Below are 21984 nucleotides of genomic sequence, written 5' to 3'. Positions count from 1 at the left end.
TGCCCTGCAACGGTTCCCAGGTATGCCGTGAGCCTCACCACACGCGGTCGAGGGGATGGTCCAGAACCGGGAGCGACTAGAAGCCGAGGCGCTGGAGCTGCTTGGGGTCGCGCTGCCAGTCCTTGGCGATCTTGACGTGCAGGTCGAGGTAGACCCGCTGGCCCAACAGCTTCTCGATGCCGATCCGGGCAGTGGTGCCGACCTCACGCAGTCGCGACCCACCGCGGCCGATGATGATGGCCTTCTGGGACGACCGTTCGACGAAGACGTTGACGCGGATGTCGAGCAACGGCTTGTCCTCCGGGCGGCCGGGGCGCAGCAACATCTCCTCGACGACCACGGCCAGCGAGTGCGGCAGCTCGTCGCGGACTCCCTCGAGGGCGGCCTCGCGGACCAGCTCGGCGATCATGACGACGTCCGGTTCGTCGGTCAGCTGTCCCACGGGGTAGAGGGGGCCCGGCGACGGCGGCAGGTAGCTCGACAGCACCTGCGCCACGTCCTCGACCTGGCGACCGTCGACGGCGGAGCAGGGCACGATCGCCGCCCAGTCCCCCAGCTGGTCGATCGCGATGAGGTGCTCGGCCAGCCGCTGTCGGTCGACCGCGTCGATCTTGGTCGCGATCGCGACGACGGGCCGGCGCCGGTCCTGCTGGATCTCCTTGAGCTCGCGGGCGATGAACCCGTCGCCAGGACCGATCTTCTGGTCGGCCGGGAGGCAGAACCCGATGACGTCGACCTCGAGCAGGGTCTCGCGCACGACATCGTTGAGCCGCTCCCCCAGCAGGGTCCGCGGCTTGTGCAGCCCCGGGGTGTCGACCAGGACGAGCTGCGACGCCGGCGTCGAGACGATCCCTCGGATCGTGTGCCGGGTGGTCTGGGGCTTCGAGGAGGTGATCGCCACCTTCTCCCCCACGAGGGCGTTGGTCAGCGTCGACTTCCCGGCATTGGGACGCCCGACCAGGCAGGCGAAGCCGGCGGTGTATTCCGATGGCGTGGCGTCCGATGGCGTGGCGATCGAAGGTGAAGCACCCTCGGTCGGTCCGGAACCACTCGCAGTCATGACACTCCCTCGCGCTCGGGTTCCACCGTAGTGCGCTCGCGCCCACCGTCGGCGTCCGCCTCGTCGTCGACGACCAGGGGCTGCACGATGACGCTGGCGATGCGGTGCCGACGACCGGCCATCCGCTCGGCGGTGAGGGCGAGCCCGCCCACCTCGCAGCGGGAGCCGACGATCGGGACCCGTCCGATGGACTTGCCGATGAGGCCTCCGACGGTGTCGACCTCGTCCTCCTCGATGTCGACGCCGAAGAGGTCCGCGAGGTCGTCGATGTCCATGGTGGCGGGGACGCGGAAGGTGCCGTCGCCGAGGTCCTCGACCCCGGGTGCCTCGCGGTCGTACTCGTCGGCGATCTCGCCCACGATCTCCTCGATGATGTCCTCGATCGTCACGAGGCCGGCCGTGCCGCCGTACTCGTCGACGACGAGCGCGAAGTGGCTCTGGTCGCGCTGCATCTCGCGCAGGAGGTCGTCGACCGGCTTGCTCTCGGGGACGTAGTGCATGGGTCGCATCTGCGCGGTGACCGGCAGGGTGCCCGACTCGTGGCCGGCGTTGACCCGGCGGACGACGTCCTTGAAGTAGAGCAGCCCGAGGACGTCGTCGGAACCGTCGCCCACCACGGGGATGCGGGAGAACCCGGACCTCAGGAACAGCGACATCGCCGAGCGCAGCGTCTTCTCGCCGTCGATGGTCACCATGTCGGTGCGAGGCACCATCACCTCGCGCGCCACGGTGTCACCGAGCTCGAAGACGGAGTGGATCATCTCGCGCTCTCCGGCTTCGATGACGGAGCTCTCACCCGCCAGGTCGACGAGGTCGCGCAGCTCGGACTCGCTCTGGAACGGGCCGTCGCGGTAGCCGCGCCCCGGTGTCACGGCGTTGCCGAGGGCGACCAGCACCCGCGCCACCGGCCCGAGGAAGGTGCGCAGCCCCACGATGATCGGGGAGGCAAGCAGGGCAACGGAATCCGAGTGTTGACGCCCGAGGGTGCGCGGCGAGACCCCCACCACGACGAAGGACACGAGGGCCATCATCCCGATGGCGATGAGCAGCCTGCGCCAGAACCCGTCGACCAGGTCGATGGTCCCGAGCGTGATCAGGACGGCGGTGGTCGACTCCGCCACGATGCGCAGGAACGCGGTCACGGACAGGTATGCCGCGCTGTCGGCGACGATGCGCGACAGGGCCACCGCGCCGGTGCGCTTCTCCTCGAGCAGCTCCTGGGCCCGCACCCGGGACATCCGCCACAGGGCCGCCTCGGCCGCTGAGAGGAGGAAGGCTGCAGCGATGCTGAGCAGGGCCGCGAAGACGAGTGCGGTCATCGGCGCCCCATCAGGTGGCGGGCCGCCCGCGGCCCGCGAGGAAGGTGAGCAGCAGCTGCCGCTGGAGCTCGAACATCTCGCGCTCCTCCTCGGGTTCCGCGTGGTCGTACCCGAGCAGGTGCAGGATCCCGTGCGTGGTCAGCAGCAGGAGCTCCTCCTCGGTCGCGTGTCCCGCGTCGGCGGCCTGCTTGGCCGCGACCGACGGGCAGAGGACGATGTCGCCGAGGACGCCTTCCTCGGGCTCGTCGCCCTCCCGGGCCGGCCGCAGCTCGTCCATCGGGAAGCTCATCACATCCGTCGGGCCGGGCAGGTCCATCCACTGGACGTGGAGCACCTCCATCGCGGCCTCGTCCACCAGTCGCAGGCACAGGTCGGCGCCCGGATGGACCCGCATCTCCCCCATGACGTAGCGGCTCAGCGCCACCAGCTCGAGCTCGTCGAGCTCGAAGTCGGTTTCATTGAGAACGTCGACGCTCACGCCCTCGCCCTCCCTGACCGTGCTGCTCGCCCTGCCCGTTCTGTCCTCGGAGGCGCTCGCCCTGCACGGGCTGGCCCTGATCGTCCCAGCGGCCGTAGGCGTCGACGATGGCGCCCACCAGGCGGTGCCGGACGACGTCCTGGGCGGTGAGCAGGGAGAAGTGGATGTCCTCGACGTCACCGAGGATGTCCCGGACCACCCGCAGCCCCGACCGGGTGCCCTCGGGGAGGTCGATCTGGGTCACGTCACCGGTCACGACCATCTTGGACCCGAAGCCGAGGCGCGTCAGGAACATCTTCATCTGCTCGGGTGAGGTGTTCTGGGCCTCGTCCAGGATGATGAACGCGTCGTTGAGGGAACGCCCACGCATGTAGGCCAGCGGCGCGACCTCGATGGTGCCGGCAGCCATCAGCCGCGGGATCGACTCGGGGTCGACCATGTCGTGGAGCGCGTCGTAGAGCGGCCGCAGGTAGGGGTCGATCTTGTCGTTGAGCGTGCCGGGCAGGAAGCCCAGCCGCTCGCCCGCCTCGACTGCCGGCCGGGTCAGGATGATGCGGTTGACCTGCTTGGCCTGGAGCGCGGCGACAGCCTTGGCCATCGCGAGGTAGGTCTTGCCCGTGCCCGCCGGGCCGATGCCGAAGACGATGGTGTGCTCGTCGATCGCGTCGACGTAGTGCTTCTGGTTGAGCGTCTTGGGCCGGATGGTGCGGCCGCGGTTGCTCACGATGTTCATCGTCAGCACGTCGGCGGGCCGCTCCGTCGTCTGGGCACGCAGCATGCTGATGGAGCGTTCGACGGCGTCGCGGTTGAGCGGTTGACCGCCGTCGATGACCAGGAGCAGCTCGTCGATGGTGCGCTCGGCGAGCGCGACCTCGGCACTCGGGCCGGACAGGTGGAACTCGTTGCCCCTGACGTGGATCTGCAGCTGCGGAAAGGCCCGCTCCATGGTGCGGAGCAGCTCGTCGCGCGGACCGAGGAGGGTCACCATCTGCACCTGGGCAGGAATCTCGACGGTGTGGGTGGGCATCGGAAGGGCACCCTCGGGCGCGCCCCCCAGCGTGGTCGGATGATCAGGATCTGGCATGGTCCGACCAGTCTACGGTGCCGCTCAGCCGGGTGGCCACGTCATGGACCGGCCGCCGAGCACGTGGACGTGGGCGTGGAACACGGTCTGATGTGCCTCCGCGCCCGTGTTGAAGACCGAGCGGTAGCCACGGTCGGCGATGCCCTCCTGCGCGGCGACGGCAGCCACGGCGCGGATCAGGGCCGTGACGTCGTCGGGTGCCTCCTGCGCAAGCGCTGCGACATCGGGCACGTGGTGGCGCGGAACCACCAGGACATGGGTCGGAGCCTGGGGTTCGAGGTCCCGGAACGCGAAGGTCGCCTCGTCCTCGTAGACCACGGTGGCCGGGATGTCCCCCGCCACGAGCTTGCAGAACAGGCAGTCGGGGTCGGTGTGCCGCGTCGCCGAAGTCTCCATGAATCGAGCCTACCCATTGCAGGTATCCCTCCAATCGGAACGAAACCTGCAGGCGCCCCCGTGAAGGTCGTTCCACCTGGGTGAGAAACCTGCGCCCGGCGCGTCAACCGGTTGACAGGGCTGCGCGTCATCAGGTCGTGAGACTGTTGAGCGTGGCAGAGCATGACCACCGTGGCGAGGTCCGGCCGGCGGCCGACGAGGCCATCGCCGAGCTGTATGCCGCGCACTGGACCGGGCTGGTCCGACTGGCGTGGCTCTTGCTGCGCGACGACCTCGCGGCCGAGGAGGTCGTCCAGGACGCGTTCATCGCCGTGCACCGACGGTGGGACTCGATCCGCGACCACCAGGCGGCGTCTGCCTACCTACGTCGGTCCGTCGTCAACGGAGCGCGCTCGGGCCTGCGACACCGCGGGGTCGAGGAGCGCTACGTCGCGCGCGAGCAGGGTGAGCCCACGGCCTACACACGGCACACCGAGGCGAGCGCCGAGGACCGCGCCCTCCAGTCCGAGAGCACCAGTTCGATGATCAGCGCGCTGGGGCGACTGCCCCAGCGCCAGAGAGAGGTCCTGACGATGCGCTACTACCTCGACCTGAGCGAGGCCGAGATCGCCGACGCCCTCGGCATCTCCGCGGGCTCGGTCAAGGCCCATGCCCACCGCGGGCTCGCCACGCTGCGCGACCGGATGGAGGCAGCGTCATGAGCGATCGCATCGACTTCCTGCACCCCGACTACGAGCCGGGAGAGTTCGACCAGGTCGAGCGGCGACTGCGCCAGGCCCTGGCCCAGGACGTCCAGCAGGTGCACCCGTCGAACCGCCTCGACACGATCCTGCACGAGGCCCACGAGGCGGGCCCGCTGACCGGTGCCGGTGGCACGGGCACCCGGCGCTGGATGATGCCGCTGGCGGCCGCTGCGGCCGTGGCGGCGATCATCGGCGGCGTGTGGTGGTCCGCCCAGGACGACGGGCCCACGATCACGCCCCCGCAGACCTCCGGGCCGTCGCAGTCCGCGACCGGGTCCGCCAGCACGAGTCCCACGACGTCGCCCTCCTCGTCGCCGTCGACCAGTGGCCCGGCCGCGACGCAGTCGGTGTCACTGCCCGTCTACTTCGTCGGGCCGATCGGGGACGACAAGCCCACCTACCGGCTGTTCCGGGACTTCATCCGCAGCGAGCTCCCGACGAGTGCGACCCCGGCGGAGCGGGCCAAGGCCGCGCTCGTGCTGGCCATCAACGCCCAGCCCTACAGCAACACCGACGGCTACCTCCAGCCGTGGTCCGGCCAGACCATCGGCGACGTGACCGTCACCGACAGGCTGATCACGGTCCACCTGGCCAACGGCGGCTCCAAGGACGCCGTCGTCGGTGACGAGAACAAGCGGCTCGCCGTCCAGGAGCTCGTGTGGACAGCGCAGGCCGCGATCCAGCAGACCTTCCCTGTGCGGTTCGAGGTCGCCGACGGTTCGACCACGCTGTTCGGGTCGATCTCGACGGCCCAGACCTTCACCAGGCCGCCGTCCGACCGGCTCTATGAGGACGTCGCTCCCATCTGGGTCACCACGCCCGGCCGCGACCAGGTGCTGTCGGCAGCCAAGCCGGTGGTCGTGGAGGGCCTGGCGATCGTGTTCGAGGCCAACGTCACCTACGAGCTCAGGCGCGGCAGCACCAAGGTCAAGGCCGGGCACACCACGGCCTCGATCGGAGCCCCGATGCAGGGCACCTACTCCATCGACCTCGGCAAGCTGCGCTCAGCACCGCGAGCGCGGCAGGCCCGGCGCTGGAGGACCGCAGCACGGTGTCACCGAGACGGACGGTCAGCGCTCCCGCTGCCTCGAACGCACCGACCTCCTCGGCGGTGATCCCGCCTTCCGGGCCCACGATGACGAGGACGTCGCCGTCGGTCGGGAGCGCCTGGGCCGCAAGGGTCTGTGTCGCGTCCTCGTGCAGCACGTATGCCGCCGCGGCGCCGGCGATGCGCGCCGCGAGGGTCTTGGTCGTGACCAGCTCTGCGACGACCGGCACTCGCGCGCGGCGGGACTGCTTGGCCGCTGCGGTGACCGTCGATTCCCACTTGCGGCGGGCCTTGTCGCCACGCTCACCACGCCACTGGACGATGCTGCGCGACGCCTGCCAGGGCACCACCTCGTCGACCCCGAACTCGGTCGCCGCCTCGATGGCCTGGTCGTCGCGGTCACCCTTGGCCAGGGCCTGCACGAGGACGAACCGAGGCACAACCTCCGGCTCGCGGCACACCTCCAGGACGACCAGCTCGAGCTCTGCCTTGCCGGCCGCCTGGACCGTGCAGGTGACGCGCAGGCCGGCGCCGTCGGCAAGCATCACCCGCTCTCCGGGGGCGATCCGGCGGACGGTGGCTGCGTGCCGGCCCTCCGGACCATCGAGGACCACGCGCGTGCCCGCGGCAGCCTCGACGAGGACGGCTGGTTCGACGAGGAACAGCGGCAGGGTCACGTCGGGCGGACCTGGCTACTTGGCCTTGAAGGCGTCGCGGAGCTTGCCGAACAGCCCGGGGTGGGCCGGGGACAACCGCCCGGCCGGGTGCTCCTCACCGCGTAGCGTGGCCAGCTGGCGAAGGAGCTCCTCCTGCTGCTCGTCCAGGCGGGTCGGGGTCTGCACGTTGGCGTGGATGATGAGGTCGCCGCGGCCGGTGCCGCGCAGGTGCGTGACCCCGAGGCCACGCAGCGTCATGGCGTCGCCGGGCTGCGTGCCGGCCTTGATCTCGAGCTCGTTGCAGCCGTCGAACGTGTCGAGCTTGACGGTGGTGCCGAGAGCGGCGGCGGTCATGGGCAGCTCGACGGTGCAGTGCAGGTCGTCCCCACGCCGCTGGAAGGTCTGGTGGGGGCGCACCGCCACCTCGACGTAGAGGTCGCCGGCGGGACCGCCGCCCTGGCCGACCTCACCCTCGCCTGCGAGCTGGATGCGGGTGCCGGTGTCCACTCCGGCAGGCACCTTGATCTTGAGGGTTCGGCGGGTGCGGACCCGGCCGTCACCGGAGCACTCGAAGCACGGGCTGACGAGCACCTCGCCGTAGCCCTGGCAGGTGACGCAGGGACGGGTCGTCATCACCTGGCCGAGGAACGAGCGCTGGACCTGCTGGATCTCGCCGCGACCGCCGCACACGTCACACGTGCGGCGAGCGGTGCCAGGCTGGGCACCGTCACCGTGACAGGTGGAGCAGACCACGGCCGTCTCGATGGCGAGCTCCTTCTCGGCACCGAACACGGCGTCGCCGAGGTCGATGTCGAGCCGGATGAGGGCGTCCTGGCCACGTCGCTGCCGCGACCGCGGACCCCGTTGTGCCTGACCTGCCCCGGCGCCGAAGAAGGCGTCCATGATGTCGCTGAAGGAGAACCCCTGCCCGAACCCGGCAGCGCCGCCGGCATAGGGGTCCGACCCCATGTCGTAGGACCGGCGCTTGTCGGCGTCGGAGAGCACGTCATAGGCCTGCGACACCTTCTTGAACTGCTCCTCCGCCTCCGGGCTCGGGTTGACGTCCGGGTGCAGCGTGCGGGCCTTCTTGCGGTAGGCGCGCTTGATGTCGTCGGGGCTGGCGTCCCGGGACACACCCAGGTCCTGGTAGTAGTCGTTCAACGAATGTCCTTGGTGTCACCGGGGTGACGGTCGGTGGTACGAGGTCGGACGCGCGTCACTGCGCGAGGATTCGGGAGACGTAGGTCGCCACGGCCCGCACCGACGCCATCGTCGTGGGGTAGTCCATCCGGGTGGGGCCGAGGACGCCGAGACCGGCGACGAGCTCTGAGCCCGAGCCGTACTCGGTCGAGACGACCGAGGTCGACTGGAGCCCGGCGAACGGGTTCTCGTGGCCGATGCGCACCGAGACCGTGTCGGAGGTCTCGCGCGCGGTGCCCAGCAGCTTGAGCAGCACGACGTGCTGTTCGAGGGCCTCGAGGACCGGGCCGATGCTGAGCGGGAAGTCTGTGCCGACGCGCGCGAGGTTCGCCGTACCCGCGAGGACGACACGCTCCTCGCGCTCCTCGACGAGGGCGTCGTCGAGGGACCGCACGACGGCCCGCACCAGGTCACGGTCGCCCGGCTCGAACTCGTCGGCGAGGCTGGCCAGGGACGCCGCGGCGTCGACCAGCCGCTGTCCGACGGCGCGCGCGTTGACCTTGACCCGGACGAGCCCGAGGGTCGCCTCGCCGTCCTTGCTGGACAGGTCGTGGCTCGTCTCGATGATGCGTTGCTCGACGCGGCCGGTGTTGACGATGAGCACGACCATCAGGCGGGTCGGGCCCATCGCGACGAACTCGATGTGCCGCACTGTCGACCGGGTCAGCGACGGGTACTGCATGACGGCGACCTGCCGCGTCAGTGAGGCGAGCAGTCGGACCGTCCGGTCCACCACGTCGTCGAGGTCGACGGCGCCCTCGAGGAACTGGGCGATGGCGGCCCGCTCGGCCGCCGTCATGGGCTTGACCGAGCTCAACCGGTCAACGAACAGGCGGTAGCCGGCGTCGGTCGGCACCCGCCCGGCGCTGGTGTGCGGAGCCGCGATCAGGCCCTCTTCCTCCAGCGCCGCCATGTCGTTGCGCACGGTCGCGGCCGAGACCCCCAGCTGGTGCCGGTCCAGCAGGGCCTTGGAACCCACCGGCTCAGAGGTCTGGACGTAGTCCTGCACGATCGCGCGCAACACTGCGAGTCGACGTTCTTCACTCATCAGGCACCTCCTTCGACCGATCTGGCCCCGCTACGGACAGGCTGGCACTCAGGCTCAGCGAGTGCCAAGTCTACGTTGTTCCCGTGTCCTGACCGCACGGGCGGCGCGCCCGCGCAGCCAAGGCCCCGGGGCGGCATACCCTGCGTCGGTGTCCGACCGCTATGGCTCCGATGTCCTGTCCGGTGACTGGAAGGTCCCCCCGCGGGGCCGTTCCCGCGAGGTGGAGGCCGAGACCGGCCTGGTCGTCGAGGACGTCGAGACCGGCTGGTGCGGTGCGGTGGTCCGGGTCGAGAAGGCCGGCGGGATGCGCGTCGTGCACCTCGAGGACCGACGTGGCCGCACGAAGGGTTTCCCGATGGGTCCGGGTTTCCTGCTCGACGGCTCCCCCGTCATCCTGACGCCGCCCACTGCCGCGGCCCGTGCCCTGCTGGCCGACGCACGCGCCCTCGCCTCGCGCACCGCCTCCGGCTCACGGGCCGTCCACGGAGCGACCGCCCGGGTGGCCAGCGGCTCGCGGATCTTCGTCGAGGGCCGGCACGACGCCGAGCTGGTCGAGAAGGTCTGGGGCGCCGACCTGCGGGTCGAGGGCGTCGTCGTGGAGCTGCTCGACGGCGTGGACGACCTGGTCGCGGCGATCGCGGACTTCCAGCCCGGCCCCGGCCGCCGGATGGGAGTCCTCGTCGACCACCTGCTGCCGGGCACCAAGGAGCACCGGGTGGTGCAGGACGCCGCGCGGGGACCGTATGCCGCGCACGTGCGTGTGCTGGGGCACCCGTACGTCGACGTGTGGCAGAGCGTGCGCCCGGAGCGGCTCGGGCTGTCGCAGTGGCCCGTCATCCCCCGTGGCCAGTCCTGGAAGCACGGCATCTGCGCGCACCTGGGCTGGGCGCACCACGACCAGGCCGACATCGCGCGGGCGTGGAAGCAGATCCTCGGGACCGTGCGCTCCTACGCCGACCTCGAGCCGACCCTGCTGGCCAGCGTCGAGGAGCTCATCGACTTCGTGACGGAGTCACGAGATGTCACAGGGTGACGGAGTCACGAGATGTCACAGGGTGAGCGAGCCGGGGCACTGACGTCCTCGGCGACCCCTGCCTCGGGGTCGACCCTGACCTGTCCCTGAACCTCCCCTGCCTACACCCCGAAAGGTGGACTTTCGGAGGTCGTCGTGCGTTTCACTGGGTGCAGACACCACGCAGACCCTCACCACGGAGAGACCCATGACCGACCAACCAGAGCAGCCGCAGCAGTCGCAGGTGCCCCCACAGGCGCCCCCCGGCTACCAGCCGACGCCGCACCAGCCACAGGACCAGCCACAGGACCGGCCGCCGACCCAGCCCCCGCCGGCGGCCTACGGCGTGGCTCCCCGGCCGATGTCGCCCCAGGACGAGAAGACCTGGGCGACCCTCGTCCACATCGCCCCGTTCGTCGCGGCCATGGTGGGCTTCCCGTTCCTCGGCCCGCTCATCGTCTTCCTCGTGTTCAAGGACCGGGGGCCGTTCATCCGGTTCCACGCCGCGCAGGCGCTCAACTTCCAGATCGTCATCACGATCGCGCTGTGGGTCTTCGGGCTCCTCTCGTTCGTGCTGATCGGGATCCCCTTCTTCATCGCCACGGGCATCGCCTGGGTGGTCTTCTCGATCATCGCCGCGGTCAAGGCCAACCACGGCGAGTGGTACCGCTACCCCCTCACGCCCGAGCTGGTGAGGTAACTGCCTGGCGGTCGGCGCAGTGCGAACGTCAGCACAGTCCGAACTTCAGCGCAGCCCCAGGAGCCGTCGCACGACGGTGTCCGCCAGCAAGCGGCCCTGCCTCGTCAGCACCACCCGCTGACGGCGCAGGGCCGCCTGCGCGTCCACGAGACCGTCGGCGATCAGGCCGGCGACGGCGAGGCGCCCGTCGTCACGCAGGTCCGCGATCGGCAGACCGTCCACGAGCCGCACGCCGAGCAGCACTCGCTCGTCGTACCGCTGCTCGTCGGTCAGCGTCTCCCGCCCGTGAGCCGGGCTGAGCCCCTCGGCGACGCGGGCGGCATACGCGTTGGGGTGCTTGACGTTCCACCAGCGCACTCCGCCCACATGGCTGTGTGCGCCCGGCCCGATCCCCCACCAGTTGCCGTCGGCCCAGTAGCCCTCGTTGTGGCGGCACCGCGCCTCCTCGCGCCGGGCCCAGTTGCTCACCTCGTACCAGGTGTAGCCCGCCGCGGCGAGGTGCTCGTCGGCGATCTCGTACTTGGCCGCCTCGTCGTCGTCTTCAGGAGCGGGCACCTGTCCGCGCCGTACCTGGGCCGCCAGCTTGGTGCCCTCCTCGACCACCAGGGCGTACGCCGAGATGTGGTCGGGCTCCAGCGAGCTCGCCACAGCCAGGCTGGTCCGCCAGTCGTCGAGGGACTCGCCCGGGGTGCCGTAGATGAGGTCGAGGCTGACCTGGAGCCCGGCGGCGCGGGCGGCGTCGACCGCGCGTTCGACGTTGGCCGGGTCGTGGGTGCGCTCGAGGGTCTGCAGGACGTGCGGCACCGCCGACTGCATTCCGAGCGACACCCGGGTGAACCCTGCTTCGGCGAGGACGGCGAGCCCCGCGGGAGTCACCGAGTCGGGGTTGGCCTCGGTGGTCACCTCGGCGCCAGGAGCCAGCCCGAAACGGTCCCGTATGCCGTGCAGCATCCGGGCGAGGTCCTCCGCGGCCAGCATCGTGGGGGTCCCGCCGCCGACGAACACCGTGTCGACGGTCGGCACCTCGCCGAGCACGTCGACCGCGAACACCAGCTCACGCAGTGCCGCGTCAGCGAACGTGCCGATGCTGGCTCCGTCGACGCCGAGCTCGGTCAGCGTGTACGTGTTGAAGTCGCAGTAGCCGCAGCGCACCGAGCAGAACGGTACGTGCAGGTAGATGCCGAACGGACGGTCCCCGAGAGCCTGGAGCGATGCCTCTGGGAGGAGCCCGTCCGACGGCGCGGGGTCACCGTCGGGCAGGGCGCTGGGCATGGCTCCATCCTCGCAGGCGACGCCCGCAGCCCGGACACGGCGTGTCTTGGGGACACGCCGGAGTGGACTCGAAATGGCCCCCGAAAGTCCCAGAAATTTCCGCTGAACCACTTGTGGCGCAGTCGTCCCTGGATTAGAAATAACCCACGCAATCGCTTCGGCGAGAGCGTCGGTCAGGACCTCGGTCCTGACCGTCGAAGGCCTCGGAAACTCATACTTTCCGAGGCCTTCACCTATGTCCGGGGGTCTCACGCGTAGGGTCGAGCAGGTGACCACCCCTCTCTGGATCGACCTCGACGGCGTCGTCAACATGCGTGATGTCGGAGGCCTGCCGACCACCGACGGTGGCCACGTCGCCACCGGACGACTGCTGCGGTCGGACAACCTCCAGGACCTCACCGACGCCGACATCGTCGACCTCGTGGAGCGCATCGGCGTCACCGACATCGTCGACCTGCGCAGCAACGTCGAGGTGCAGATCGAGGGCCCGGGGCCGTTGCGTGCCCGGGACCTCACGCACCACCACCACTCACTCTTCCGCGACGACGTCCGGGAGGTGACGGCGGCGGAGGCGCTGGTCCTCCCCTGGTCCAAGGCTGCCCAGGCCGCTGCCGACGCCGAGCCGCGTCTCGACGACGACTACTGGGCCAGCCACTACCTCGGCTACCTCGCCCACCGGCCGGACTCGGTCAGCGCTGCCCTGCAGGTCGTCTCGCGCAGCCGCGGCGCGACGATCGTGCACTGTGCCGCAGGCAAGGACCGTACGGGCACCGTCGTGGGTCTGGCCCTGTCCGTGGCTGGCGTGAGCGACGAGGACGTCGTCGCCGACTACGTCGCCACGGGTGAGCGGATCGAGCGGGTCGTGGCCAGGTTGATGGCTCGCCCCGCCTACGGCGAGGTCCTGGCGGGACAGCCGATGGACCACCACCGTCCCAAGCCGGAGACGATGGAGCGGATCCTCAGCGTGCTGACCGAGCGCTACGGCGGCGCCAGCGGCTGGCTGCGCGCGCAGGGCTGGAGCGAGGACGAGGTGGACGCCCTGCGCGCGAGCCTGCGGGCCTGACCCGGCCCCGCGGCATACCGGGTCGTGGCGCTCGCCTGCGGCGGCTCACCGAGCCGGTTTGTCGGTGACCCAGAGGCGGATGGTGCCCTGCACGACGGGGGTGCCGTCCCCGCGGACTCCCTTGACCCGCACCGGGATCTCCACGTCGCCTTCGCGCGCCCAGTCGGCCGGGTCCGTCTCGGCGACGCAGGTGATGTCGGTGGTCGCCTTGGCGGTGTACTCCACCTCCATGCCCTTGGGGATCCACCGGCGCGTCGGCGGGATGGTCGCCTCCGCGAGGGCGCCCATGGCCGCCTCGAGGCCGTTGCAGATCGCGATGACGTGGACGGTGCCGATGTGGTTCTGCACGCGGTGACGCTTCTTGATGGTCAGCTCGGCACGGTTGGGTCCCAGCTCGACGAACCGGGGACGTGCGGTGCGGAAGTAGGGCGCAGCCTGTTCGAAGACGAGCGAGAAGAGACGCTTGCCCTGCGGGTATGCCGTGAGGCGCCGGTACATCGCGTAGGTGTCGACCATGCGCTGATGTTACCGGACGGTAACACCGCGAAACGGCGAAGCGGCTACTTCTTCGTGACTGCGTCGTTGGACAACGCGGCGATGAAGGCCTCGGGCGGCACCTCGACGCTGCCGATGTTCTTCATCCGCTTCTTGCCGGCCTTCTGCTTCTCGAGCAGCTTGCGCTTGCGGCTGATGTCGCCGCCGTAGCACTTGGCGAGGACGTCCTTGCGGATCGCGCGGATGTTCTCGCGGGCGATGATGCGTGAGCCGATCGCAGCCTGGATGGGCACCTCGAACTGCTGGCGCGGGATGAGGTCCTTGAGCTTGCCGGCCATCATCACGCCGTAGGCGTAGGCCTTGTCCTTGTGGACGATCGAGCTGAAGGCGTCGACCGTCTCCCCCTGGAGCATGATGTCGACCTTGACCAGGTCGGCCACCTGGTCACCGTCGGGTTCGTAGTCGAGCGAGGCGTAGCCACGGGTGCGCGACTTGAGCTGGTCGAAGAAGTCGAAGACGATCTCGGCGAGCGGGAGCGTGTAGCGCATCTCGACGCGCTCCTCGGAGAGGTAGTCCATGCCGCGCAGGGTGCCGCGCTTCTGCTGGCACAGCTCCATGATCGCGCCGATGAACTCGCTCGGTGCCAGCACCGTGGCGCGCACGATCGGCTCGGTGACCGAGCTGACCTTGCCGTAGGGGAACTCGCTCGGGTTGGTGACCGTGAGCACCTTGCCGTCGTCCATCGTCACGTCGTAGACGACGTTGGGCAGCGTCGAGATGAGGTCGAGATCGAACTCGCGCTCGAGCCGCTCGCGCACGATCTCGAGGTGCAGCATGCCGAGGAAGCCGATGCGGAAGCCGAAGCCCAGTGCGGCGGACGTCTCGGGCTCGTAGACCAGCGCGGCGTCGTTGAGCTTGAGCTTGTCGAGGGCGTCGCGCAGGTCGGGGTAGTCCGACCCGTCGATCGGGTAGAGACCCGAGAACACCATCGGCTTGGGGTCGCGGTAGCCGCCGAGCGCCTCCTTGGCGGGCTTGGCCGCGTTGGTGACGGTGTCGCCGACCTTGGACTGGCGCACGTCCTTCACGCCGGTGATGAGGTAGCCGACCTCCCCCACGCCCAGCCCCTTGGCCGGAGTGGGCTCGGGCGAGCTGACCCCGATCTCGAGCAGCTCGTGGGTGGCCTTGGTGGACATCATCGCGATCTTCTCGCGGGGGTTGAGGTTGCCGTCGATGACCCGGACGTAGGTGACCACACCGCGGTAGGTGTCGTAGACCGAGTCGAAGATCATCGCGCGGGCGGGCGCGTCCGCGTCACCCGTGGGCGGCGGCAGCTGCCTGACGATCTCGTTGAGCAGGGGTTCGACGCCCACACCGGTCTTGCCCGAGACGAGCAGGCAGTCCTCCGGCTCGCAGCCGATCAGGCCGGCCAGCTCCTCGGCGAACTTCTCCGGCTGCGCCGCGGGCAGGTCGATCTTGTTGAGCACCGGGATGATCGCGAGGTCGTTCTCCATGGCGAGGTAGAGGTTCGCCAGCGTCTGGGCCTCGATGCCCTGGGCAGCGTCGACGAGCAGGACCGCGCCCTCGCACGCGGCGAGCGACCGCGACACCTCGTAGGTGAAGTCGACGTGCCCGGGGGTGTCGATCATGTTGAGCGCGTAGGTCGTCCCGTCGAGCTCCCACGGCATGCGGACGGCCTGCGACTTGATCGTGATGCCGCGCTCGCGCTCGATGTCCATCTTGTCGAGGTACTGCGCGCGCATGTCGCGGCCGTCGACGACGCCGGTGACCTGGAGCATCCGGTCGGCCAGCGTCGACTTGCCGTGGTCGATGTGGGCGATGATGCTGAAGTTCCGGATCAGGTCCGGCGGCGTTGCGTGCGGCTGCAGCGCGGTGCGGGCCATCGGGGACACGGGTGCTTCAAACCTCACGGGGCATCGGGAGAACGGAACGGCCCATCCTCCCATGCAACGGGGTATGCCGGTGACGCGCCGTCAGCTCGTGGCTGCCGGCGCCCCTGTCCTCGCCGCCTGGCTCGACTGGCGCCGGTTGGTCGATCGCTGCAGGAGGGCCGACCACAGGGCGATGCCGATCCCGGCCACGGCCAGCATGCCGCCGACCCTGGACGGCCATTCGTAGCCCAGACCCGCCGAGAGGACGATCGACCCGAGCCAGGCGCCGAGGGCATTGGCGATGTTGAGGGTCGAGTGGTTGAGGGCGGCCGCGAGGGCCTGGCCCTCGTGGGCGACGTCCATCAGCCGGGTCTGCAGCATCGGGACGAGGATGCTGGGCAGCAGCCCGAGCACGAAGACGGCGATCAGGCCGGACCACTTCGCCGCCTGAACGGCCGGGCCGAACAGGAACAGCATGACGGCGATCGCCACCAGGAGGACGGTGATCCCCCGGAGCAGGCCGAGGCGGGACACCGGACCCGAGAGGAGCGCTCCGACCGTCATGCCCACGCCGTAGAGCGCGAGGATCAGCGGGATGGTCGCGCGGCCGAAGCCGCCGAGCTCGGTCATCGTCGGTGAGATGTAGGAGAACGTGGAGAACATGCCGCCGAAGCCGACGGTGCCGATCCCCAGCGCCAGCCACACCTGTGGCCGCTTCAGGGCAGACAGCTCCGAACGCATGCTCACCCCGCCGTCGGGCGGGCAGAACGGCACCCAGCGCCACACCGCGAGGACGGTGACCAGGGCGATCACTCCCACCGCGGCATACGGCCACTGCCAGCCATAGCTCTGGCCGATCCGTGTCGTGACGGGCACACCGACGATGTTGGCCACCGTGAGTCCCGTGATCATCATCGACACCGCCCAGGTGCGACGGTGGGCTGGCACCATCGACGCCGCGACCAGCGACCCGACCCCGAAGTACGCGCCGTGCGGCAGTCCCGACAGGAACCGCGCCGCCATGAGCAGCCCGTAGCTGCTCGCGAAGGCGGACAGCACGTTCGCCACGGCGAAGGCCCCCATCAGCCAGAGCAGCAGCTGCTTGCGGGGCATCTTCGTGCCCAGGGTCGCCAGGACCGGTGCGCCCACGACCACGCCCGCGGCATAGGCAGACACGATGTGGCCAGCCGTCGGGATGTCGACATCGACCCCGGCCGCCACCTCGGGGAGCAACCCCATCGTCACGAACTCGGTGGTACCGATGGCGAACCCACCGACGGCCAGCGCCAGCAGGGCGAGGTTCACGTGCGCGGGGCGGACCGTGGGCTCGTCGAGCTCTGTCTGCGCGGAGAGGGTGGCGTCGGTCACGGGAGTGCAACGACAGCAGGTCGGCCGGTCATTCCTCCATGGTGCGCCCCTGTGGCGGGTTGGGTGCGGATCGCCCAGCCGTCGAGACATAGCATCGGAGCGACCGACACAGCATCGAGGGGACCATGGCCGAACAGATCCGGTACGCCCACCCGCCAGGGGCACCGCAGCCCGCCGGCGAGGCGCCGCTGCTCCCCCCTGCCCCACCCGGGTACCGCCAGCACGTGCGGTCCCACCTGCGACACCCCCTCGAGAACCTCTGCCTGGTGGTCGTGATCCTCGGGTCGCTGCTCGTGTGGGCCGTGTCGGGCTACGAGGTGGCCTCGGCCATCATCGACCGTCGGGAGCCCGATCCCTATGCCGTGTTCTTCCTGGCGGCACCGCTGCTCATCTACTTCCTGCGTGGCCAGCTCTACGCGAGCCTGCGCCTGTCCGGCGTGAAGATCTCGCCGACGCAGTACCCCGAGGCACACCAGATGCTGCTCGACGCCTGCGCGCACTACGGTCTGCCGAAGGTGCCCGACGCGTACGTCGTCCTGGGCAACGGCATGATCAACGCCGCCGCCTCCGGGCACGGGTACCGCCGGTTCATCTTCGTGTACAGCGACCTGTTCGAGATCGGCGGGCAGGCACGGAACCCGGACGCGCTGCGGTTCATCATCGGGCACGAGGTGGGGCACATCGCCGCGGGCCACACGAGCTACTGGCGGATCCTGGCCATCAGCGGGGCACAGTGGATCCCGTTCGTCGGGTCGACGCTGAGCCGCAGCCAGGAGTACACCGCCGACAACTTCGGGTACTCCCTCGTCCCCCACGGCAGCGCCGGGGCGATGGCGACGCTCGCCGCCGGCAAGTACCTCAACCGCACGGTCGACGTGAACGCGCTGGCCGACCGGGCCACCACGGAGAAGGGCTTCTTCGTCTGGGTGGTCAACGCGTTGGCGTCGCACCCGGTCCTGGTCTGGCGCTCCCACGCCCTGCGCGACCGCCGCCGTCCGGGCCGGCTGCTGTGGAGGCCCAAGGACCGCCCGTGACCGATGAGGTCGACTACCGGCACACCTCCGTGCGACCGGCCTTCGCAGCGCTGCCACCGGAGGTGCGCGACGGCATCGCGACCGTGGCCGGGTCGCCGGTCGAGGTCGCCCCCCCACCAGTGACCACGGGTTTCACCGGCGCGTATGCCGGGTTGCTGGGCCTGCGCGACGGTCGCCGAGTCTTTGCCAAGGCTGCCGGGCCCTCGGCGCCCTTCGCCCTGCAGGCCATTCCGCGCGAGGCGCGCATCCTGCGGCTCCTCGCGGGCCGGGTGACCGCGCCGCAGCTGGTAGGGGCTACTTCGACCGGGGACTGGGAACTGGTCGTCCTCGAAGCCATCGACGGTGACATGCCCGGGACGCCGTGGACCCAGCGCGATGCCGAGGCGGCGCACGCCGCGTGCATCGAGCTCGCCCAGATGGACCCTTCGGTCGTTGCCGGGCTGACCGACGCCTCCCTGGCGCTCGACGTCGGCGGCGACGCCGCGTCGTTGGCGTGCCTGGACGACCTGGCGAACGGCGCGCGGTCGTGGCCGGACGGCATACCGCCACTGCCATCCGAGCGAGCGGCCGAGGTGGCCGGCCTCGGACGGCTGGCCAGCGAGGCCCTCGTCGGAGATCGCTTGGTGCACAGCGACCTGAGGCCGGACAACATGCTCATCACCCCGGAGGGCCGGGCGCGTCTGCTCGACTGGAACTGGGTCGCGCGTGGGCCCGCGTGGTGCGACTTCGTCGGGCTCCTGCCGTTGATGGCGCACCACGGTCTCGACGTCGACTGGATGGTCCAGCGGTCGCCGCTTCTCGACGATGTCGACCCGGAGGCCGTCGATGCCTTCCTCGCGGTCATCGTGGGCTACATGGTCGACGCGTGCGTGAAGCCGACGTTCCCCGGCTCGCTCAGCGCCGTCCGCGACCACCAACGTCAGATGGCGCGAACCTTTCTCGCCCTGCTGGGAGCGCGCCGAGGCTGGTCCTGACCGGCGCCTTCGGACCTGGCCGAACCAGCCGTGGTGTCGGGCGATCGTCAGTACCCTCGGGCCGATGGGGAACTCGACGCAGACCACGGCCATGACCAACCAGGGGTGGCTCGGGCGACTGTGGCGATGGGTCACCGGCGCCTACCCGGGAGACTTCGTCGGCACCCCCGCGATGGAGTACTCCCCCGTCGCCGATGGGAGGCCGGATCCGGGTGAGATCGTGTGGACCTGGGTGCCGTTCGAGGACAACCACCGCGAGGGCAAGGACCGTCCCGTCCTGCTGATCGGGCGGGACGGGCGCTGGCTGCTCGGCGTCATGCTGACCACCAAGCTGCGCGGCGACTCAGAGCGAAACCGGCGTGCGGCGCCGAACCGCGTGAGCATCGGCGTGGGTGCCTGGGACCGGCAACGGCGGCCCAGTGAGGTGAAGGTGGACCGGATCATCCGCGTGAAACCCAGCGGCATCCGGCGCGAGGGCGCAGCCATCGACGCGGCACGCTTCGCCCTGGTCGCCGAGGCGATTCGCGCTGTCGGAGGGTCCCGATAGAGTCGAACGCATGTTCGATGCGTCCGTGACTTCCAGCGAGCTCCAAGGGGAGCTGGCCCGGTTGCGCGCGGATGGGCGTGACCGGTCCTTGGGTGAGCTGGTGGACCTGGTGGGTGAGTGCCAGTCGGTGATCAACCAGGCTGCGGCGCTGCAGATGCTGGCGATGGCGCACGTGGCGGCGATCGAGGACGTGGTCCTGGAGGACGGGACGATGGTGGAGCAGCACCGCGGGTTGGGGCACGAGCGCTTGGACGCGCCGGCCCTGGTCAGTGACCAGCTGGGGGTCAGCGACGCAGTCGCCGGCAGCCGCCTCGGCGCGGCCGTGGACCTGGTGACCCGGGTGCCGGGGGTGTTCGCGGCCATGGGTGAAGGCCGCCTCGACGAGTACCGCGCCCGGGTCGTGGGTGAGGAGCTGCGGGACGCTGCACCCGAGACCTGTGCCCTGGTGGTCGCGCGGATCGCCGACGGCCTCGGTTCGGAGCCGGCGGCGGCGCTGCGGCGGCGGGTGCGCCGCGTCCTGGGGGCGGTGGACCCGGACCTGATGCGGGCCAAGGCGTCCCGGGCGCGGTCCGAGCGGAGCCTGCGCCGCTGGCCCGGGGACGAGCCCGGGGTGGACACCTGGATGGGCAGCTTCCCGGCCGAGATGTCGCGCAGCGGGTGGGCGGTGGTAGACGGGCTGGCGCGCGAGTACGTCCGCGGCGGCAGGGCGACAGGGGTGGAGCAGGCCCGCGCGGATGCGTTGATGGACCTGATCCATTCCCGCGCCACCGGCACGTTCGTCGTGCAGCTCGCCGTCCCCGCCGACCAGCTCGCCGCGCCGGACCAGCTGACCGCGCCCGACCGGCGCACGGTGACGCCTCACGAGTCCGTTGGCGACACGGCGCCCACCACGATCAGGCAGATGGCGGAGCCCCGCGGCAAGACGGTGCCGACCGAGGCAGGACCGGCGGTGGAGGCAGTTGCCGGGAGCGCAGCAGGTGCACGTGACGCCGACACGCTGGTGACGGTGGCTGGGTTGGGGATGCCGGGCACCACCCAGGTGCTGAGGTCGTGGCTCGACACCCTCGGAGACGCTGCTGACTCCCATCTCGACACCACGAGCCACACCACGAGCGACACCACGAGCGACACATCGAGCGACGGCGCTGCAGGCATCGCACCGACCGTGCGCCACGAGGTGGTCGCCTGCGACGCCAAGACCGGCGCCCTGTTGGCCGCGGCCACCGACCCCGACAGGACTGGTCGACAGCGTGTCATCGAGTCCAAGGCCTACCGTCCACCATCGGCGCTGGTCGACCTGGTCAGAGCCCGGGATGGGCAGTGCCGCTTCCCCGGGTGCACGGTGAACGCCCGCTTCTGCGACCTCGACCACGTCCGACCCTGGCCACTGGGGCCGACCGATGCGGCCAACCTGATGTGCCTGTGCCGCCGACACCACCGCATCAAGCAGACCGTCCGATGGCGGGTCCGCATCGAGCCCAACGCCACCGTCACCTGGACCGACCCGACCGGCAGAGTGCGCTCGACCCTCCCCACCGACTTCCTGCAACGCCTCGACGGCGAGCCACCGGCGCGAGTCACCCTGCTCAAGGGAGTCGGAGGGCCCGAGCGACGAGGGCCCGAGCAACGAGAACCCACGCCACCGGAACCAGAGCACCCAGAACGCCTGCACCCAGAACTCCAGCACCCAGAACGCCGGCCGCAAAGGCACCCGCATGCCAGAGTCGAAGCCGAGGCCGTGGGGCCGGTCGACGCGCCCGGAGTGCTCTGGTCGGTGTGGGAGGAAGAACTCGCCCACGAGCTGAGCCGGGCCGAACGCCACCGCAACAGGCGGCGGGTCGTGCCCGACCGTGCCGAGGGGCTCGCCACCCAGCTGACCACTGGACGGGTCCGCTTCACCCTCGACCGCGCCTACGCGCGCGGCTGCCCGGGTCGGACGTTGCGCCGACCGGCGAGTCTGGGAGACGACCCACCGTTCTGAGCCGGGATAGCGTGATGCCCATGGCATCGGAACCGGCCTCCCTGCGATCACGCCTGGCCCGTCTCTGGCGACGAGCATCAACATCCGCCCGCGACGCGGCCACGCCGACCCGCGACGCGGCCATGTCGACCCGCGACACACAGCGTCCCGCGCGAGGCACCACGACTTCCCCGGCCAGTGCCGCGCATCAACGAGCAGCCACCGGCTATCCCGGCGACTTCACCGGCACGCCGACCCTCGACTACGCCCCCAAGCCTGACGGCGAGCCCGACCCGGGCGAGATCGTCTGGACCTGGGTGCCCTACGAGGAGGACCACCGCCAGGGCAAGGACCGACCGGTGCTGGTCATCGGTCGCGACGGCGCGTGGCTGCTGGCTCTCATGCTGACCAGCAAGGACCACGACCGTGACCACGAGCAGGAAGCCCGACATGGTCGGTACTGGCAGGACATCGGCTCGGGCGACTGGGACCGCCAGGGCCGTCCCAGCGAGGTCCGGGTGGATCGCATCCTGCGCGTGGACTCCTCCGCTGTGCGACGCGAGGGCGCGGTGCTCGACCGCGACCGGTTCGACCAGGTCGCGGCGGCCGTCCGCGCCGCGAGCTGACCCCCGTAGGTG

At 70.4% G+C, this 21984-nt stretch carries 21 protein-coding genes and 1 pseudogene; 10 read left to right on the top strand and 12 right to left on the bottom strand.

The features are described 5' to 3' along the window. Window positions 1-76: 76 nt before the first annotated feature. The 5 genes from era to AC1DS4_RS00765 all read right to left on the bottom strand — a co-directional run bounded on the left by era (window position 77) and on the right by AC1DS4_RS00765 (window position 4337). Entirely contained in the window at window positions 77-1060 is a 984-nt protein-coding gene (gene era / locus AC1DS4_RS00785; RefSeq protein WP_477631966.1) for a GTPase Era, read from the bottom strand. Next, window positions 1057-2379 carry a hemolysin family protein gene (locus tag AC1DS4_RS00780; protein WP_477631965.1) on the bottom strand — a complete coding sequence of 441 codons (1323 nt, stop codon included), beginning with the start codon at window positions 2377-2379 and terminating at the stop codon, window positions 1057-1059. Before AC1DS4_RS00780 ends, era begins: the two co-directional genes overlap by 4 nt. A 10-nt stretch (window positions 2380-2389) precedes the next feature. Then, window positions 2390-2857: an rRNA maturation RNase YbeY gene (ybeY, locus tag AC1DS4_RS00775; RefSeq protein ID WP_477612551.1), complete on the bottom strand. Its 468-nt coding sequence runs from the start codon at window positions 2855-2857 to the stop codon at window positions 2390-2392. Further along, entirely contained in the window at window positions 2835-3884 is a 1050-nt protein-coding gene (locus AC1DS4_RS00770; protein ID WP_477612550.1) for a PhoH family protein, read from the bottom strand. Before AC1DS4_RS00770 ends, ybeY begins: the two co-directional genes overlap by 23 nt. A gap of 81 nt (window positions 3885-3965) precedes the next feature. Continuing rightward, on the bottom strand, window positions 3966-4337 hold the full coding sequence (locus tag AC1DS4_RS00765) for a histidine triad nucleotide-binding protein (protein ID WP_477631964.1): 372 nt from the start codon (window positions 4335-4337) through the stop codon (window positions 3966-3968). A 152-nt stretch (window positions 4338-4489) separates the two neighbouring features. On the opposite strand from AC1DS4_RS00765, the gene AC1DS4_RS00760 reads away from it, so the two are divergent. Both AC1DS4_RS00760 and AC1DS4_RS00755 read left to right on the top strand, forming a co-directional pair. Beyond that, on the top strand, window positions 4490-5038 hold the full coding sequence (locus AC1DS4_RS00760) for a SigE family RNA polymerase sigma factor (protein ID WP_477631963.1): 549 nt from the start codon (window positions 4490-4492) through the stop codon (window positions 5036-5038). Next, window positions 5035-6012 (top strand): annotated as a pseudogene (locus AC1DS4_RS00755) (Gmad2 immunoglobulin-like domain-containing protein); the annotation flags it as partial. The gene AC1DS4_RS00760 and the pseudogene AC1DS4_RS00755, both read left to right, overlap by 4 nt. Here AC1DS4_RS00755 and AC1DS4_RS00750 read toward each other — a convergent pair. From AC1DS4_RS00750 to hrcA, 3 genes are read right to left on the bottom strand one after another with little or no spacing between them, the layout of a single operon-like run. Next, window positions 6008-6805 carry a 16S rRNA (uracil(1498)-N(3))-methyltransferase gene (locus tag AC1DS4_RS00750; protein ID WP_477645977.1) on the bottom strand — a complete coding sequence of 266 codons (798 nt, stop codon included), beginning with the start codon at window positions 6803-6805 and terminating at the stop codon, window positions 6008-6010. The pseudogene AC1DS4_RS00755 and the gene AC1DS4_RS00750 overlap by 5 nt on opposite strands. Window positions 6806-6820: 15 nt before the next feature. Next, window positions 6821-7945, bottom strand: a complete 1125-nt coding sequence (gene dnaJ / locus AC1DS4_RS00745) for a molecular chaperone DnaJ (protein WP_477631960.1) — start codon at window positions 7943-7945, stop codon at window positions 6821-6823. Window positions 7946-8000: 55 nt separating this feature from the next. Beyond that, window positions 8001-9032 (bottom strand): heat-inducible transcriptional repressor HrcA, encoded by a 1032-nt coding sequence (hrcA, locus tag AC1DS4_RS00740; RefSeq protein WP_477612544.1) that lies wholly within the window; start codon window positions 9030-9032, stop codon window positions 8001-8003. Window positions 9033-9180: 148 nt separating this feature from the next. On the opposite strand from hrcA, the gene AC1DS4_RS00735 reads away from it, so the two are divergent. Then, entirely contained in the window at window positions 9181-10065 is an 885-nt protein-coding gene (locus AC1DS4_RS00735; protein ID WP_477612543.1) for a DUF3097 domain-containing protein, read from the top strand. 187 nt (window positions 10066-10252) lie between these two features. After that, window positions 10253-10744 (top strand): DUF4870 domain-containing protein, encoded by a 492-nt coding sequence (locus tag AC1DS4_RS00730; RefSeq protein ID WP_477631959.1) that lies wholly within the window; start codon window positions 10253-10255, stop codon window positions 10742-10744. A gap of 45 nt (window positions 10745-10789) precedes the next feature. Here the strand turns inward: AC1DS4_RS00730 and hemW are convergent, their stop codons facing one another. After that, window positions 10790-12016 (bottom strand): radical SAM family heme chaperone HemW, encoded by a 1227-nt coding sequence (hemW, locus tag AC1DS4_RS00725; protein ID WP_477612541.1) that lies wholly within the window; start codon window positions 12014-12016, stop codon window positions 10790-10792. 268 nt (window positions 12017-12284) lie between these two features. Here hemW and AC1DS4_RS00720 point away from each other — a divergent pair, with 268 nt between their 5' ends. After that, window positions 12285-13079, top strand: a complete 795-nt coding sequence (locus AC1DS4_RS00720) for a tyrosine-protein phosphatase (protein WP_477631958.1) — start codon at window positions 12285-12287, stop codon at window positions 13077-13079. A 45-nt stretch (window positions 13080-13124) separates the two neighbouring features. Here the strand turns inward: AC1DS4_RS00720 and AC1DS4_RS00715 are convergent, their stop codons facing one another. The 3 genes from AC1DS4_RS00715 to AC1DS4_RS00705 all read right to left on the bottom strand — a co-directional run bounded on the left by AC1DS4_RS00715 (window position 13125) and on the right by AC1DS4_RS00705 (window position 16831). Then, the gene (locus tag AC1DS4_RS00715; RefSeq protein ID WP_477624662.1) at window positions 13125-13595 is read right to left on the bottom strand and encodes a hotdog fold domain-containing protein; all 471 of its coding nucleotides are present in this window, start codon (window positions 13593-13595) and stop codon (window positions 13125-13127) included. Window positions 13596-13639: 44 nt separating this feature from the next. Continuing rightward, entirely contained in the window at window positions 13640-15475 is a 1836-nt protein-coding gene (gene lepA, locus AC1DS4_RS00710; protein WP_477613405.1) for a translation elongation factor 4, read from the bottom strand. A gap of 90 nt (window positions 15476-15565) precedes the next feature. Then, window positions 15566-16831 (bottom strand): MFS transporter, encoded by a 1266-nt coding sequence (locus tag AC1DS4_RS00705; protein ID WP_477631957.1) that lies wholly within the window; start codon window positions 16829-16831, stop codon window positions 15566-15568. A gap of 125 nt (window positions 16832-16956) precedes the next feature. Between AC1DS4_RS00705 and AC1DS4_RS00700 the strand changes: the two genes are divergently transcribed. The 5 genes from AC1DS4_RS00700 (at window position 16957) to AC1DS4_RS00680 (ending at window position 21972) form a co-directional block, all read left to right on the top strand. Then, the gene (locus AC1DS4_RS00700; RefSeq protein ID WP_477612537.1) at window positions 16957-17865 is read left to right on the top strand and encodes a M48 family metallopeptidase; all 909 of its coding nucleotides are present in this window, start codon (window positions 16957-16959) and stop codon (window positions 17863-17865) included. Then, entirely contained in the window at window positions 17862-18839 is a 978-nt protein-coding gene (locus AC1DS4_RS00695; protein ID WP_477631956.1) for a phosphotransferase family protein, read from the top strand. Before AC1DS4_RS00700 ends, AC1DS4_RS00695 begins: the two co-directional genes overlap by 4 nt. 64 nt (window positions 18840-18903) lie before the next feature. Then, window positions 18904-19386, top strand: coding sequence for a type II toxin-antitoxin system PemK/MazF family toxin (locus tag AC1DS4_RS00690; protein WP_477631955.1), 483 nt, complete (start codon window positions 18904-18906; stop codon window positions 19384-19386). A 10-nt stretch (window positions 19387-19396) separates the two neighbouring features. Next, window positions 19397-21367: an HNH endonuclease signature motif containing protein gene (locus AC1DS4_RS00685; RefSeq protein WP_477631954.1), complete on the top strand. Its 1971-nt coding sequence runs from the start codon at window positions 19397-19399 to the stop codon at window positions 21365-21367. Window positions 21368-21387: 20 nt separating this feature from the next. Continuing rightward, window positions 21388-21972, top strand: a complete 585-nt coding sequence (locus AC1DS4_RS00680) for a type II toxin-antitoxin system PemK/MazF family toxin (RefSeq protein WP_477631953.1) — start codon at window positions 21388-21390, stop codon at window positions 21970-21972. Window positions 21973-21984 lie beyond the last annotated feature (12 nt).

The organism is Pedococcus sp. P3_C7 (genome assembly GCF_056402615.1).
Note: the sequence above shows the minus strand (reverse complement) of the source record. Positions and strands in the feature narration are given on the sequence as shown.